Below are 14,438 nucleotides of genomic sequence, written 5' to 3'. Positions count from 1 at the left end.
TAGCTTGGCGACCTTCGAAAGCTGGCTGAGGAAAACGGGGGGAACTAGCGAAGGCATTTGGGATCTCGACCCAGTCGCAATGGAAAAGGAGGAACGCGCATTCAGCGGCCAACCTTGAACCACTTCTTCGAAATGGCTGCTTTTGGCCGCGGTTCCTCCTTTGGAATGGAGGCGACCAGGGATGACAGCCAGCAAAGATCCCAACCCGCCTGTAGCGTTTTCTCCTTTTTCCTCTCCGCCACTGCAGCCCGACGACCACCATACTAGAGGCATAAATCTTCTACAAAAAATCCAAAAAAAGTCCGTCAAGAATTGACAGATTTTACATACACATTGATATATACTGCTTTTAACCGGAAAAAGCGTCCTTCGCGATGTGTCCAAGATGGAGGGATTCAAGGTGATTGTGTATCTTGATATTATTTTACTCCTCAACATCGCGATTGATACCTTATTACTCTGGTTCACAGCGTTTTTTCGCAAAGAGCGCGTAGTCTGGTGGAGGATTCTCACTGCTTCTGTATGCGGCTCCATGTATGTCCTTTTTTTCTTTTTTCCGACCTTCTCGCTGATCTACCAATGGCCGGTCAAGCTGCTGTTCTCCATCGTGATCCTGTGGATCGCATTTGGCAACAAACGCATATGGGCATTCACGCAGAATCTGATCATTTTTTATTTTGTCTCCTTTGTTTTTGGAGGCGGGGTGTTTGGCTTGCAGTATTTCCTCGCTCCCCAAAATGAGATTCTGGGTGGATTGGTGGTGACGCACAACGATGGGTTTGGTGTAGGGTTCAAGCCCACGCTGGCCATCCTCGTCATCGGTTTTTCGCTTGTTTTTGTTTTGGGCCGTAAAAGCTATCAGGCAATCCAGGAGCCTAGAAGAATGGAAGCCTTCCTGGCAGATGTCGTGGTGACACTGGAGGGTGAAAGAGTTATTTGCAGAGGGCTGATAGACACGGGGAATCAGTTGCATGAACCGATCACGCGGATTCCAGTCATGATCATGGAGACACGCATGCTCGCTCATCTCTTGCCGCCGCCGCTTCTCCGACAAGCCGATGAAAACGGTGGAGTGTGGGAAAAGCTGGACGGCTGCTGGGAGGATCTGCCCCAGGAGTGGCAACCACGTGTACGCCTGATTCCTTACCGGAGTGTATCGCGAGGAATGGACTTTTTGCTTGCGGTCAGGCCGGATTCGGTCACGGTCGTACAAGACGGTAAGCACTACGTGACCCGCAAAGTGCTGATTGGCCTCAATCCCATCCCGCTCGCTGCTGACGGCAAGTACCAAGCCATCGTCCATCCCGCAATGATGGAGACCTATTCACAAGAACCTACCGTAATTCTCGAACAGGAGGGCTAATCATGTATGTAAAACTTCGCCTACAACTCCAACTAACCTGGTACCGTTTCCTGATGTGGATTGGTGCAAAAGCAGAAGAAGTCTACTATATCGGCGGGAGTGAGGCCCTACCTCCACCACTGACCAGGGAAGAAGAAGAGGTATTGCTGGTGCGCCTCCCATCAGGCGATCCAGCCGTCCGGGCGATGCTGATCGAACGCAATTTGCGTCTCGTCGTCTATATTGCCCGCAAATTTGAAAACACGGGGATCAACATTGAGGATCTCGTCAGCATCGGCACCATTGGATTGATCAAGGCAGTGAACACGTTCGATCCCGACAAAAACATCAAGCTGGCTACGTACGCCTCCCGCTGTATCGAAAATGAGATCCTGATGTATTTGCGCCGCAACAACAAGATTCGCTCCGAGGTCTCCTTTGACGAGCCGTTGAACATCGACTGGGACGGCAATGAACTCTTGTTGTCGGACGTACTCGGGACGGAAAACGACACGATCTACAAAAATATTGAGGACCAAGTCGACCGCAAGCTTTTGAAAAAAGCGCTGGATAAGCTCTCGGAGCGCGAGCGGATTATCATGGAGCTGCGCTTTGGCCTCGCAGGCGAGGAGGAGAAGACCCAGAAGGACGTAGCCGATCTTCTTGGCATCTCCCAGTCCTATATTTCCCGGCTGGAAAAGCGAATTATAAAACGGTTGCGAAAAGAATTCAACAAAATGGTCTAACGCATATTTTCCCAATCGAAGGAGATACTGTTCCTAACACCGAGCCAGATAGTGGTAACTGCCACTCTCTCGTCGGCCACGCGTCAGCACGCGGCCTTTCAAGACAACCGGGTTAGGAACTTTTTTCTTGCTTCGAGGAGGGAAAGACGTGACGCGCAATAAGGTGGAGATATGCGGGGTAGACACCTCCAAACTTCCGGTACTGACCAACAAAGAGATGAGAGAATTGTTCGAGCGCCTGCAAAGCGGCGAACTGGCAGCCCGTGAAAAACTGGTCAACGGCAACCTGCGTCTGGTACTCAGCGTGATCCAGCGTTTCAACAATCGTGGAGAGTACGTGGACGACTTGTTTCAAGTGGGCTGCATCGGATTGATGAAAGCGATTGACAACTTTGATTTAGGGCAAAATGTAAAGTTCTCTACGTATGCAGTACCCATGATTATCGGTGAAATTCGTCGCTATCTGCGCGACAACAATCCGATACGCGTATCCCGTTCGTTGCGGGACATTGCTTACAAAGCGCTGCAGGTACGTGACAACCTGACCAACAAGCACTCACGCGAACCGACCATCACAGAGATTTCCAAGGAACTGAATGTGGCCAAGGAAGATGTCGTCTTTGCCCTGGATGCCATTCAGGACCCGGTCTCCTTGTTTGAACCGATCTACCAGGACGGCGGAGATCCGATTTACGTCATGGACCAGATCAGTGACGAGAAAAACAAGGATGTAACCTGGGTGGAAGAGATTGCGCTGCGAGAAGGCATGCAGCGGCTCGGCGAGCGAGAGAAAATGATTTTGTCCATGCGTTTTTATGAAGGCAAAACCCAGATGGAGGTCGCCGAGGAAATCGGGATCTCGCAGGCCCAGGTTTCGAGATTGGAGAAAGCGGCCATCGCCCATATGCAAAAGCACGTTCAATCGTAAGCAGCCCACGGAAATGAGCCCGGCGGAGTATGTACAATCCGTCCGGGTTTTTTGTATCCTCTTGCATGTCAACGGACATATTCCCCAATCGTTTCATATACTGAAGTAACGGAAGAAAAGTAGGTGAGGTCATCCATGGTGAAAATATCTGACTTCCAAACAAAAGAAGTGGTCAATATTTTAGATGGCAAGCGCTTGGGGCAAATATCGGATCTGGAAATTGATCTGCGCCACGGTCGTGTAGAATCTATCGTAATTCCAGGACCGGGAAAATTCCTTGGCTTTTTTTCCTCGGGCAATGATTACGTCATTCCCTGGCGCAACATTGTGAAAATCGGCAAGGATGTCGTTCTTGTTCGAATGGAGGAAACCTTGCGGGTAGAAGCGAAGAACACCAGTCCTGACGAGTACGGATAAGGCACCGAAGAAAGGCAGGGATAGCCTTTCTTTTCTTTTCGGCTATGGTATGATTAGCCATATGAGGGAAGGTGAAAGGATGAAAGAACCGTTTGTTCGAGACGAGGAAAAACCATTGATGCATCTGCTGGACTGGGAGGAGCAATTCCCCGGCTTGGTGGCCGGTTTTACGATTCGGACAGGAGGGGCAAGCGGACAGCCGTACGACTCATTCAATCTTGGCTTGCATGTCGGCGATGTACCTGAACAAGTAGTGGCGAACCGGCGTCAGTTGGCCGCGGCGCTGCACATGCCATTTGACGCCTGGACGTGCGCGGACCAAGTGCATGGCAGTCAAGTGTGTCAGGTCATGGCCGGTGGAGCGGGCAGAGAAAGCCTCCAGGACGTCATTGCGGCGACGGACGGTTTGTATACGACCGAGCCCAATATCTTGTTGACATCGTTTTATGCGGATTGTGTCCCGCTCTATTTTTTGGCGCCTGATACAGGGACGATCGGTCTGGCGCACGCTGGTTGGAAGGGAACGGTTCAGCGTATTGCCGAGGAAATGGTCCAGGCGATCGTACAGCGGACAAAGACGCGGCCAGAGCAATTGCTGGTGGCACTGGGACCCTCTATCGGGGGATGCTGCTATGAGGTGGATGAACGAATCATGGAGCAGGTACGTACAAGCGTAAAGGACTGGGAATCGGCTGTCTCGCCAGCGCAGAAGAACGGCAACTACATGCTGGATCTGCGAAGTTTAAACCGACTGGTTTTGCTCGAGGCAGGCGTGGAGGAATCCCATATCCTCATGACAAATTGGTGTACAAGCTGCCGAACAGACCTGTTTTTTTCCCATCGCAAGGAAGCGCGGGAAAAGGGGACTACAGGCAGGATGGCATCCTATATAGGCTGGAGACAGAAGTAAAGGAGTGGAGTGAGCAACATGAGCATGAGCACAGAGCAGGAAGTGTTGAGACAGCGCTTAGACGAGATCGAGAAGAGAATCGAAGCTGCTTGTGAGCGATCCAATCGCAAGCGGGAGGACGTCAAAATCATTGCCGTAACCAAATACGTGGGAGCAGAAACAATCAGTGATCTGCTCGCGGTAGGCGTGGAGCATATCGGCGAGAATCGCTTGCAGGACGCCTTGCCGAAATACGAGCAGTACGGCGACAGAGGCAACTGGCATTTCATCGGCCATCTTCAGACGAATAAGGCCAAAGAGGTGGTCGGACGTTTTGCCTATATTCATTCGCTGGATCGGATTTCGCTGGCGCAGGAGCTCAATAAAAGGGGAGAAGCGTTGAATCAGGTCGTTTCTTGCTTTTTACAGATCAATATCTCCGGAGAAGAGACAAAATTTGGGCTTAGTCCTGATGACGTATTGGCTTTTTTGCAGGAAACCAGTAATATGAAACATATAAAGATCGTTGGATTAATGACAATGGCACCTGTTGTCGATAATCCAGAAGAGGCGCGTTTCGTTTTTCGCGGGCTGGCGGAGTGGAAAGATCGCATCAATGAATGGAACTTTCCCCATGCACAGGTTACTGAGCTTTCAATGGGAATGTCCAGCGACTTTGAGGTTGCGATTGAAGAGGGAGCGACATATATCCGGCTCGGCTCGATACTGGTCAAGCCTGAGTAAGAATTGAACGGCGATACATAAGCAAAAGAGAGAGGGGGAAGGCGAATGGGAGTCATGAATCGACTGATGGGGTTCTTGGGGTTGGACAGCGAGGAATACATCGAAGAAACCGTGGAAGAGCAGCGTGAAGAGCAGCAGGAGTCTTCTGCCAAGCGGCAAGCAACAGGACGAACCAACAATGTAGTGCCGTTCCAGGCAAGGGAAAAGGAGGGGATTCGCTTGATTCTCTGTGAACCCCGCCATTACAGCGATGCACAGGATATCGCGGACAACCTGCGCCATCGGCGACCAGTAGTGGTCAATTTGCATCGCGTGGAAAAGGAGCAGGCCAAACGGATCATCGATTTTCTAAGCGGTACTGTCTACGCTTTGAATGGTGACATTCAAAAAGTTGGGGACACGATTTTTGTCTGCACACCTGACCATGTCGATATCCAGGGTACGATTTCGAGTGTCATAGAGGAGTAGCAACCTACGACGAAAAAAAGGGTGAGTTAATGAATTACCTCTTTACGATTCTGGATTTTGCTTTTACTGTGTATCAATACATGATTATTGCCTATATCTTGATGTCCTGGGTTCCCCAGATGAGGGATACGGGAATCGGTCAATTGCTCGAACGTCTGGTCGAGCCGTATCTCGCTCCGTTTCGCCGTTTTATCCCGCCGCTTGGATTTATTGATATTTCTCCGATCGTGGCTTTGATTGCCCTGCATTTTGCCCGGTATGGCCTGTTTTCCATTCTGTTCAAGATCGTGTAGGCGGGATGGGTTGACAGATGAGTGTATTTGACCATTTTCGAAAAGAAGAACGTCCATTTGTAGAACGGGCGCTGGAAATGCTGACGCAAGTAGAGCGGAAGCAGGCCATGCGCCTTACTGATTTTCTCGATCCCAGACAAATGTCGATTTTTCAAAGTCTCGCATCACAGGTGCAGGATGTGCAGGTATCCGCAAGCGGCGGGTACGAGGGAGCTGAGCGGGTTCGTGTCTTGCTCCACCCGGACTACTTGCCTGTCGAGCCCGAGGATTACAGATTGGTTCTCTTGCGGATCGTCGCAGACCAACGCTTTCATGCATTGCAGCATCGCGATGTCATGGGGGCACTGCTTCATGTTGGATTGAAGCGGGAAAAATTCGGAGATATGCTGGTGGATGATGACTGCTTTGTTGTCGTAGCAGAGGAGGTAGCTGAATTTGTCTGCACCCAGGTCACACAGATTCACCGGACACCGGTCTCCTTCGAGCGCGTGGCTTGGGAAGCATTTACGCCCCCGGCTCCGCGTTTTACGGAAAAAACAATTACAGTACCCTCTCCGCGAGCAGATGCAGTGCTGGGCGAGGTGTACCATTTTTCACGAGCCAAAGCCTTGGTCCCTATCCGCGCAGGCAAGGTCAAGGTGAATTGGAGGGTCGTGGAAGATCCTTCGCATCCCTTGCAGGCAGGTGACATGGTGTCACTGGCAGGGTTCGGTCGATTCAAGGTCCTCGATGTGACGGGACCGACCCGAAGCGGCAGGCTTCGGATGCTGGTAGGGCTGGTCGATTAGGGTAAAAATAAGGGCGATGGGCTAAAAATTTGCGGTATCGGAAGGAAATGCTGCACGACTTGTCGAAATAAAGTGGAACGATTATCGGGAAAAGTGGGGGGTTCATGTGTCTTTAACGCCGCTGGACATACACAATAAAGAATTCAGCACTGGCTTTCGAGGGTATAATATCGATGAAGTGAATGAATTTTTGGATCAGGTCATCAAGGACTTTGAACTCCTGATCAAGGAAAAGAAGGAAATGGAAGAGCGCATCGCCATTTTGAATGAGCGAGTAGACCATTACAAAAGCCTGGAAGAAAATCTGAGCAAGTCAATTCTGGTCGCTCAGGAGACGGCTGAGGACGTGAAGTCCAATGCGCGCAAGGAAGCGCAGCTGATCCTGAAGGAAGCAGAGAAGAATGCAGATCGCATCGTGAATGAAGCGCTCGCGAAATCGCGCAAGATTGCCATCGAGATCGAGGAGTTGAAAAAGCGTGCGTCCGTCTACCGGATGCGTTTTCGCACCTTGCTCGAAGCCCAATTGGAAATGCTGGAGCACGGCGCTTGGGACGATATTGAACAGGCTGATTCCGCCGTTGCCGTGGAATAAAAGATTGACGCTTTGTCGATGATGAGACTATAATGGATTACAAATTTTGATATTTGAACGAAACGATGAACGGGACGAGTACGTAAGGTCCGCTGCTAAGAGAGTCGGGGTCAGGTGAAAGCCCGTCCAGCAGCCTTGCGGAATATCACCCGGGAGTTCAATAGCCGAAAGCTGACTCCATGCTTCGATGGATTGGCAAGTAAGTGCGCGAGTCATTCCCGTTACGGAATGTAATGAAGTGAAGCGAGTTTTTGCCGTCTCTTTTGCATGCGGCATAACTCGTTTAATCAGGGTGGTACCACGGGAGCTTTCTCTCGTCCCTATTTTGGGATGAGGGAAGGCTTTTATTTATTTTTATAGGAGTGAATGAGGCTATGGATTACAGCAAAACGCTTCAATTGCCAAAAACCGAGTTTCCGATGCGAGGCAATCTGCCTGCGCGTGAGCCACAAATGCAAGCGGCATGGGATGAGAAGGACATCTACCAAAAAGTACAGGAGCGTACCAAAGGACGTCCTCCTTTTGTTCTCCACGACGGTCCTCCGTATGCGAACGGGGATATCCATATCGGCCACGCCTTGAATAAAATTATCAAGGATATGATCGTCCGCTACAAATCGATGGCGGGTTTTGATGCCCCCTATGTGCCAGGCTGGGATACACATGGATTGCCGATCGAACAGGCGATCATTAATGCACAAGGGCTGGATCGCCGTTCGATTGAGGTAAACGATTTCCGCAAGCGTTGCGAAGAGTACGCTTGGTCCTACATCCACAAGCAGCGTGACCAGTTCAAACGCCTGGGTGTACGCGGGGATTGGGAAAATCCTTACGTTACGCTGCTGCCGGAATATGAAGCGAACCAAATCCGCGTCTTTGGAGAAATGGCCAAAAAAGGATATATCTACAAAGGACTGCGCTGCGTCTACTGGTCGCCTTCTTCGGAAACCGCGCTGGCTGATGCCGAAATCGAGTATAAAGACAAGCGGTCTCCTTCCATCTACGTCAGCTTCCAGGTCGTGGACGGCAAAGGCAAGCTGGATACCCAGACAGGCGTCGTGATCTGGACAACTACTCCTTGGACCTTGCCAGCCAACCTGGCTATCTCTCTCCATCCGGAATTGGAGTACAGCGTAGTGAAAGTGGCAGATCGCCAATTCCTCGTAGCCAGCGGCCTGCTTGAAACAGCTAGCAAGGAAATCGGCTGGGAAGACGTGCAAGTCCTGGCGACACACAAAGGTGCCGACTTGGAAGGGGTACTGACGCAGCACCCGTTCTACGACCGCACTTCTCCGCTCATTCTGGGCGAGCATGTCACACTCGATGCCGGTACAGGCTGCGTTCATACCGCCCCTGGTCACGGGGAAGACGACTTCATGGTCGGTCAAAAATACGGACTTGGCGTGCTTTGCCCGGTAGACCATGAAGGAAAAATGACCAGTGAAGCGCCCGGATTTGAAGGCTTGTTCTACGAGGATGCCAACAAGGTCGTTACCGAGAAGCTGAAAGAAAACAACGCGCTGCTCAAACTGAGCTTCTTTACGCACTCCTATCCGCATGACTGGCGCACCAAAAAACCGGTAATCTATCGTGCGACCGAGCAATGGTTTGCGTCCATCGACGGCTTCCGTGAGCAAATGCTGGAAGCGATCAAACAGGTGAAGTGGATCCCGCAATGGGGAGAAACACGCCTGGCTAATATGATTGCTGATCGTGGTGACTGGTGTATCTCTCGTCAACGCGTCTGGGGCGTACCGATCCCGATCTTCTATTGCAAATGCTGCAATGAACCAATCATCAACGATACGACAATCAACCGTATCGCCGACTTGTTCCGCAAAGAGGGCTCCTCAGTCTGGTTTGCCCGTGAAGCGAGCGAACTGGTGCCAGAAGGCTTGGCATGCCCGAAATGTGATACGAAGGAATTTCGCAAAGAAACCGACATCATGGACGTTTGGTTCGACTCCGGTTCCAGCCATCAAGCTGTACTCAGAGAGCGCGGCATGAGCTGGCCGGCGGATATGTATCTGGAAGGCTCCGACCAGTATCGCGGTTGGTTCAACTCCTCCTTGTCTACAGGGGTTGCGGTATATGGCACAGCGCCGTACAAATCCGTATTGAGCCATGGCTTTGCCCTCGATGGAGAAGGACGCAAAATGTCCAAATCGCTGGGGAATGTCATCGTGCCGCAGCAGGTCATCGACAAGATGGGTGCAGATATTTTGCGTCTGTGGGTTGCTTCGGTGGATTACCAGTCTGACGTCCGCATTTCCGACGCGATTTTGAATCAAATCGCCGAAGTGTATCGCAAAATCCGCAATACCTTCCGTTTCCTGCTGGGGAATCTGGACGGCTTTGATCCGGCTCGCGACCGTGTAGCCTATGAAAATCTCGGCGAATTGGATCGCTTTGTTCTGGCCAAAGCTGCACAGGTGACACAGCGCGCACGCAAGGCATATGACGAATACCAGTTCCATACTGTCTTCCATGCCGTTCATAACTTCTGCGTGATCGACTTGTCTTCGTTCTATCTGGACATCTGCAAAGACAGACTGTACGTAGAAGCGCCAAACAGCACGAAGCGCCGCGCTGCGCAAACCGTCATGTACGATTGCTTGCTGACACTGGTAAGACTGGTGGCTCCGATCCTGCCGCATACCGCTGATGAAGTGTGGAGCTTTATCCCGGGCGTGGAAGTGGAAAGCGTGCAGCTGACCGACATGCCGGAAGCGGAAGAGAAGCATCTCAGCTTCTCCGGAGAAGCTCTCCAAAAATGGAATGCTTTCCTGGAAGTCCGTGACGAAGTGCTCAAAGCGATGGAAGAAGCGCGCCGCAACAAGGTATTCGGCAACTCCGTAGACGCCAAACTCGCTTTGTATCCGCAAAACGAAGAGGTTGCAAAAACCTTGGCTGCCATGGACGATCTCGCGGATCTGTTTATCGTGGCTCATGTGGATCTGCACAGCCAAGATGCTGCCGCACCAGCCGAAGCCGTCCAATTGGAAGGAATCAGCGTGGTTGTAGCGGCTGCAGATGGTGTCAAATGCGAGCGTTGCCGTGTGGTGAAGCAAGACGTAGGCTCCCGCTCCGCACATCCTGCGATTTGCGGACGCTGTGCTGACGTCGTGGAAGAGCATTATGCTCATGTTCATGAAGAATAAAAATAACGCAATCAAGCCTGTCTTTCCCGGTTGGGGAGGGCAGGTTTTTTCATGCTGACCGTTTTCTTGAGAAAAGGAACTACTGGTATCTGCTGGCAGAGGGGTATCCTCGTATGCAGCATCGGTTATTTCCGGTAAGGCAAAGCCATACTACGTGTTGAGGAAACCAAACGAAGGGTGGTATCCGGTGTGGACCAGAACAAGATGGCCATTCTCAAGGAAAAATTGTTGGACGAAAAACGGGAAATAGAAGAACGCGTACAGGCTCACTACAGCATGAGGGAGCAAATGTCTTCTGCTATTCAAGAGTTTGCCATGTACGATAACCATCCGGCTGATATTGGGACGGAAATGTTTGAAAGAGAGAAGGATTTGGCGCTTGATCTCCTGGATCGTGAGACATTGTGGGAGATTGATTCGGCATTACAGAAAATGGAAGATGGGACGTATGGCATTTGTACCGTATGCGGGGAAGAGATTCCGCTCGAGCGTCTGGAGGCCTTGCCGCATGCTCTCACCTGCAAAGAACACGCGCCTGCTCCCAACCGGAATGACTCGCGGCCCATTGAGGAGGAATTTCTCCAGCCGCCGTTTGGCAGGACCTCTCTGGATGAAAAAGAAGGGCAGAATGGCTTTGATGGGGAAGATGCTTGGCAGATCGTCGAGGCCTGGGGCACTTCAAGCACTCCTTTTTCATTTGTAGATAACGACAAGACCGACTACAAGGAAATGTACATCGAAAGCGATGAGCCGGACGGTTTTGTGCAAGCAGTCGAAGAGATCGGGTATACAGGCATTGATGGTTATCACGGACCGGACAGTGTTCAGTTTATGCGCAGCGGCACGTATGAGGAGTACATGCGAAAAGGAGAAGGCAAGGGAAACTTCCTGTCTTACGATGACTATGAAGCAGAGCGTGCGGAGCGAGAAGGCCGCGATGATTTGCTGTAGAGGGAGGGTTGCGCCGGATGATGGAGATCGAGCGCGTTGAAACGTACCCCCTGCTGTATCGTTTGCCGAAAGCCTACGGGGATGCCAATGGATACAAACGCTACCGCACGACGTACTTGATCCGTATACTCACAACATCCGGTGTGGATGGCTGGGGAGAGATCCTGGATTGGCTCCCTACCTTGGACTTGGGTTTTCGCGAGCGAATCATTCCTTATCTGATCGGAAAGCAGGCGACAGACAGGCTGTCGATCACCGCCGTCTTGAAAAAATGGCATCAGCGGTCGGCAGCGGGGGTAGGCATGGCGTTGACAGAGATCGTGGCGAAGGCTTCCGGGCTGTCAGTCTGCGACCTGTGGGGTGGTCGCATCCATCCTGCCATCCCGGTCTATGCTTCGTTTCAATCGTATCGGGAGGAACCGGAATGGATGAGCACGTCGATTGCGCAGGTTATGGAACAGGTGGGTGCAGGCTTTAAAAAAATCAAGGTCAAGATCGGCGGGCGCTCTTTGCGCGAAGACCAGAAGCATATTGAAGCGCTGATGAACTCCCTTGGTCCGGATGTTTGTGTAGCTTTGGACGGCAACCAGAGCTATGACTTGGCGGCAGCCCGGGACTGGGAGCATCTGATTTCCCGTTACCCCAACTGGATGTGGCTGGAAGAACCGATGCCGTTGGATCAGGTACAGGAGTATGTGAAATTGCGGGCTTGTCTCCCGATTCCGTTGGCAGGAGGCGAGAATTTGGTTCGTCCACCTCAATTTTTGCCATTCCTGCAAAATGGCGCGCTCGATATCTATCAGCCGGACCCGATGCATGCAGAAGGGCTGGAGTCGTACCGCGCACTGGTAGAGCTGGCAAGGCAGTTCAGCCACCGTGTCTCTCCGCATTGCTATGACGGCAGTCTGTCCCGTCTGTATGCCATCTATGCTCAGGCCTGTCTGCCGGCATGGAGCAAAATGAACAGCCAGCAGATCGAGCCAGTCGAGTGGGATGTGATGGAGAATCCGTTTACGGAGCTTTTCCCCGTCAAGCCTGTCCAGGGGGAAGTGAAGCTGCCGGAAGGTCCGGGGATCGGGGTAGAGCCGGATTGGGAGAGAATTCATGCCTTGCGCTGGGATGGCGAAGTATATGTGTAAAACAGAGGAGTGGCAGTAACGAATGGCGCAAAGTACAAAAAATCTGATCGGCTTGTCAGGCATCCCGCTGATCATGGTGCTGGGAAACTCGATGTTGATTCCTGTCCTCCCGACCATGCAAGCCAAAATGGATTTAAGCTCGTTCCAAACCAGTCTGCTTATTACCTCTTTCTCCATCTCCGCCGGGATCGTGATTCCGCTGGCGGGGTATTTATCCGACCGGTTCGGACGCAAAATCGTCATCATTCTGGCTTTGATCCTGTATGGCCTTGGCGGACTTTTGGCCGGTCTCGCGTCCCTGTGGATGGATAATCCGTACATGCTGATTATGGCAGGTCGCATTTTGCAAGGGATTGGGGCAGCGGGAACCGCTCCCATCGCGATGGCCTTGGTCGGAGACTTGTTTGACGGAGCGCAGGAGAGCCGGGCTTTGGGGCTTATGGAGACCTCGAACGGGATTGGGAAGGTCCTCAGCCCCATCATTGGCTCTCTCTTGGCGCTGATTGTCTGGTATATGGTTTTCCTCGCTTTTCCGATCCTGTGCGGCATCATTTTGCTGCTCTTTCTCTTTTTGACCAAGGAGAAGAAGCAGGAGCGCAAGCCAATACCAGTCAAGCAGTACATGCAATCCATTGGAAACGTGTTCAAACTGCATGGGAAGTGGCTGATTCCCGCCTTTTTTATCGGGAGCATCTGTCTGTTTACCCTTTTCGGTGTCTTGTTTTATCTCTCCGACCTGTTGGAGAAAAAACACAAGATCGACGGTGTGATCAAAGGCGGATTTCTGGCGATCCCACTCCTGGTCATGAGCATCGCCGCTTATGTGACAGGGCTGATCATCAAGAAAAAGCTGAAGCTGATGCGCCTTTTCGTGATCATCGGGATGTTTTTGCTTGCTGCTTCGTATGTGATCGCCTCATTTGTCAAAGGGGCATACGCCTTGATCGGAGTTTTGATTATCGGCAGCGTTGGAACCGGGATGATATTGCCTTGCTTGAACAGCATGATTGTCGGCGCTGTGCAAAAATCAGAGCGCGGGATGATTACTTCGCTGTACAGCGGGGTTCGCTTTATCGGCGTCGCAGTGGGTCCGCCTGTCTTTACCTGGCTGCTCGGCATCTCGCGCACCGTGATGTTTTTCTCTATCGCAGGGCTTTCGCTGGTGTTTGCCATCGTCGGGATTTTCTTCCTCAAGCCGCAGCAGACGCAATCCCAGCAACAGTCGCAGCAAGCCGAATCGAACAAGGAGGATCTGGCGGAAGAGGAGAAAAAGCAAAAAGAGCAGCAAGCCTGGAGGCAAATCTCGGAGGCGCTGGGAATCGAGCCTCAGTCAAAAGAGGACAAACGGAAAGCAGAGGCGATCAAACACTACGGATTTGATCCCGGCGATCTGATCGACCATCTCCTGAACGGGGGCAAAAAAGAAAAAGGGAAAGAGTAACAGGCAACGACCGAATCTTGTTCGGCCCGTTGCCTGTTTTTTGAGGAGATCTATGTGGCAAAGGGATGACGTAATGCGCGGTCGAGGGCCAAGGGGTACACATCATCCTGCAAGATCCGGCTGAACAAGGGATTTCCTTTTACCGAAACAGGAATTTCCTCGAAGATCACAGTCTCTGCGACATCGGTTCCCGTAGGAGCATCGCAGCGCAGCACCCGGGCGATATAGATATCCTTGCGCAGCTCTTCATTAACCGTATATTGCCCGATTCGCTCGATTGCGTCCAGGATGGCACCCGTCTCTTCATAGGCCTCCCGGACCGCAGCAGCGAGACTGCTCTCGTCAGGCTCGATCTTCCCCCCAGGCAGTTCGATTCCGCGCTGGCGGTGGCGCGTAAAAAGCAGTTTTCCTTGCCAGAAGGCAAAAATCAGCACATGGCGTGCCTCCTGCAAGCTGTATTCCTTCGGGTCAAACGTGAGTGTAACAGGTAAGCCGAAGTCGTCGGAAAAAGCGTACATGCTTCGTTCTCCTCTAAGCAA

The 14,438-nt window shown here is 51.8% G+C and carries 15 protein-coding genes and 1 other annotated feature; of the genes, 14 read left to right on the top strand and 1 reads right to left on the bottom strand.

The window, feature by feature from the left end; translation table 11 throughout:
- The first annotated feature begins 400 nt into the window (after window positions 1–400).
- From spoIIGA to T458_RS43645, 14 genes are all read left to right on the top strand, one after another.
- Entirely contained in the window at window positions 401–1,363 is a 963-nt protein-coding gene (gene spoIIGA, locus T458_RS43705) for a sigma-E processing peptidase SpoIIGA (RefSeq protein WP_023557407.1), read from the top strand.
- Between the two features lie 2 nt (window positions 1,364–1,365).
- A complete protein-coding gene (sigE, locus tag T458_RS43700; protein WP_023557406.1) occupies window positions 1,366–2,088 on the top strand; it encodes an RNA polymerase sporulation sigma factor SigE in 723 nt (240 codons plus the stop codon).
- Between the two features lie 148 nt (window positions 2,089–2,236).
- Complete coding sequence (sigG, locus tag T458_RS43695; RefSeq protein ID WP_023557405.1) at window positions 2,237–3,016, top strand: RNA polymerase sporulation sigma factor SigG; 780 nt, start codon at window positions 2,237–2,239, stop codon at window positions 3,014–3,016.
- Window positions 3,017–3,151: 135 nt separating this feature from the next.
- Entirely contained in the window at window positions 3,152–3,433 is a 282-nt protein-coding gene (locus T458_RS0128955; protein WP_031305899.1) for a YlmC/YmxH family sporulation protein, read from the top strand.
- 79 nt (window positions 3,434–3,512) lie between these two features.
- Window positions 3,513–4,343, top strand: coding sequence for a peptidoglycan editing factor PgeF (gene pgeF / locus T458_RS43690; protein ID WP_023557404.1), 831 nt, complete (start codon window positions 3,513–3,515; stop codon window positions 4,341–4,343).
- A 24-nt stretch (window positions 4,344–4,367) separates the two neighbouring features.
- Window positions 4,368–5,066 carry a YggS family pyridoxal phosphate-dependent enzyme gene (locus tag T458_RS43685; protein ID WP_031305898.1) on the top strand — a complete coding sequence of 233 codons (699 nt, stop codon included), beginning with the start codon at window positions 4,368–4,370 and terminating at the stop codon, window positions 5,064–5,066.
- Between the two features lie 45 nt (window positions 5,067–5,111).
- The gene (locus tag T458_RS43680) at window positions 5,112–5,534 is read left to right on the top strand and encodes a cell division protein SepF (RefSeq protein WP_023557402.1); all 423 of its coding nucleotides are present in this window, start codon (window positions 5,112–5,114) and stop codon (window positions 5,532–5,534) included.
- A gap of 29 nt (window positions 5,535–5,563) precedes the next feature.
- Window positions 5,564–5,827 carry a YggT family protein gene (locus tag T458_RS43675; RefSeq protein ID WP_023557401.1) on the top strand — a complete coding sequence of 88 codons (264 nt, stop codon included), beginning with the start codon at window positions 5,564–5,566 and terminating at the stop codon, window positions 5,825–5,827.
- 17 nt (window positions 5,828–5,844) lie between these two features.
- The gene (locus tag T458_RS43670) at window positions 5,845–6,615 is read left to right on the top strand and encodes a YlmH family RNA-binding protein (RefSeq protein WP_023557400.1); all 771 of its coding nucleotides are present in this window, start codon (window positions 5,845–5,847) and stop codon (window positions 6,613–6,615) included.
- A 106-nt stretch (window positions 6,616–6,721) separates the two neighbouring features.
- The gene (locus tag T458_RS43665; RefSeq protein ID WP_023557399.1) at window positions 6,722–7,207 is read left to right on the top strand and encodes a DivIVA domain-containing protein; all 486 of its coding nucleotides are present in this window, start codon (window positions 6,722–6,724) and stop codon (window positions 7,205–7,207) included.
- A 56-nt stretch (window positions 7,208–7,263) separates the two neighbouring features.
- Window positions 7,264–7,532 (top strand) — a binding site (T-box leader).
- A 49-nt stretch (window positions 7,533–7,581) separates the two neighbouring features.
- Complete coding sequence (gene ileS, locus T458_RS43660) at window positions 7,582–10,368, top strand: isoleucine--tRNA ligase (protein WP_023557398.1); 2,787 nt, start codon at window positions 7,582–7,584, stop codon at window positions 10,366–10,368.
- Window positions 10,369–10,557: 189 nt separating this feature from the next.
- On the top strand, window positions 10,558–11,319 hold the full coding sequence (locus tag T458_RS43655) for a TraR/DksA C4-type zinc finger protein (RefSeq protein ID WP_031305897.1): 762 nt from the start codon (window positions 10,558–10,560) through the stop codon (window positions 11,317–11,319).
- 20 nt (window positions 11,320–11,339) lie between these two features.
- Entirely contained in the window at window positions 11,340–12,458 is a 1,119-nt protein-coding gene (locus T458_RS43650) for a mandelate racemase/muconate lactonizing enzyme family protein (protein WP_031305895.1), read from the top strand.
- A gap of 22 nt (window positions 12,459–12,480) precedes the next feature.
- Window positions 12,481–13,899, top strand: coding sequence for an MFS transporter (locus tag T458_RS43645; protein WP_023557395.1), 1,419 nt, complete (start codon window positions 12,481–12,483; stop codon window positions 13,897–13,899).
- Between the two features lie 50 nt (window positions 13,900–13,949).
- Here the strand turns inward: T458_RS43645 and T458_RS43640 are convergent, their stop codons facing one another.
- A complete protein-coding gene (locus T458_RS43640) occupies window positions 13,950–14,417 on the bottom strand; it encodes an NUDIX domain-containing protein (protein WP_023557394.1) in 468 nt (155 codons plus the stop codon).
- Window positions 14,418–14,438 lie beyond the last annotated feature (21 nt).

It is taken from the genome of Brevibacillus panacihumi W25 (assembly GCF_000503775.1).
Taxonomy (GTDB): domain Bacteria; phylum Bacillota; class Bacilli; order Brevibacillales; family Brevibacillaceae; genus Brevibacillus; species Brevibacillus panacihumi_A.
This window is presented reverse-complemented; position numbering and strand designations above follow the sequence as displayed.

What these genes read in the sequence shown, in the direction of transcription:
- sigE (WP_023557406.1), top strand. Translation starts at nt 1,366, where the DNA reads ATGTATGTAAAACTTCGCCTACAACTCCAACTAACCTGGTACCGTTTC.
- T458_RS0128955 (WP_031305899.1), top strand. Translation starts at nt 3,152, where the DNA reads ATGGTGAAAATATCTGACTTCCAAACAAAAGAAGTGGTCAATATTTTA.
- pgeF (WP_023557404.1), top strand. Translation starts at nt 3,513, where the DNA reads ATGAAAGAACCGTTTGTTCGAGACGAGGAAAAACCATTGATGCATCTG.
- T458_RS43685 (WP_031305898.1), top strand. Translation starts at nt 4,368, where the DNA reads ATGAGCACAGAGCAGGAAGTGTTGAGACAGCGCTTAGACGAGATCGAG.
- T458_RS43680 (WP_023557402.1), top strand. Translation starts at nt 5,112, where the DNA reads ATGGGAGTCATGAATCGACTGATGGGGTTCTTGGGGTTGGACAGCGAG.
- T458_RS43675 (WP_023557401.1), top strand. Translation starts at nt 5,564, where the DNA reads ATGAATTACCTCTTTACGATTCTGGATTTTGCTTTTACTGTGTATCAA.
- T458_RS43670 (WP_023557400.1), top strand. Translation starts at nt 5,845, where the DNA reads ATGAGTGTATTTGACCATTTTCGAAAAGAAGAACGTCCATTTGTAGAA.
- ileS (WP_023557398.1), top strand. Translation starts at nt 7,582, where the DNA reads ATGGATTACAGCAAAACGCTTCAATTGCCAAAAACCGAGTTTCCGATG.
- T458_RS43650 (WP_031305895.1), top strand. Translation starts at nt 11,340, where the DNA reads ATGGAGATCGAGCGCGTTGAAACGTACCCCCTGCTGTATCGTTTGCCG.
- T458_RS43645 (WP_023557395.1), top strand. Translation starts at nt 12,481, where the DNA reads ATGGCGCAAAGTACAAAAAATCTGATCGGCTTGTCAGGCATCCCGCTG.
- T458_RS43640 (WP_023557394.1), bottom strand. Translation starts at nt 14,417, where the DNA reads ATGTACGCTTTTTCCGACGACTTCGGCTTACCTGTTACACTCACGTTT.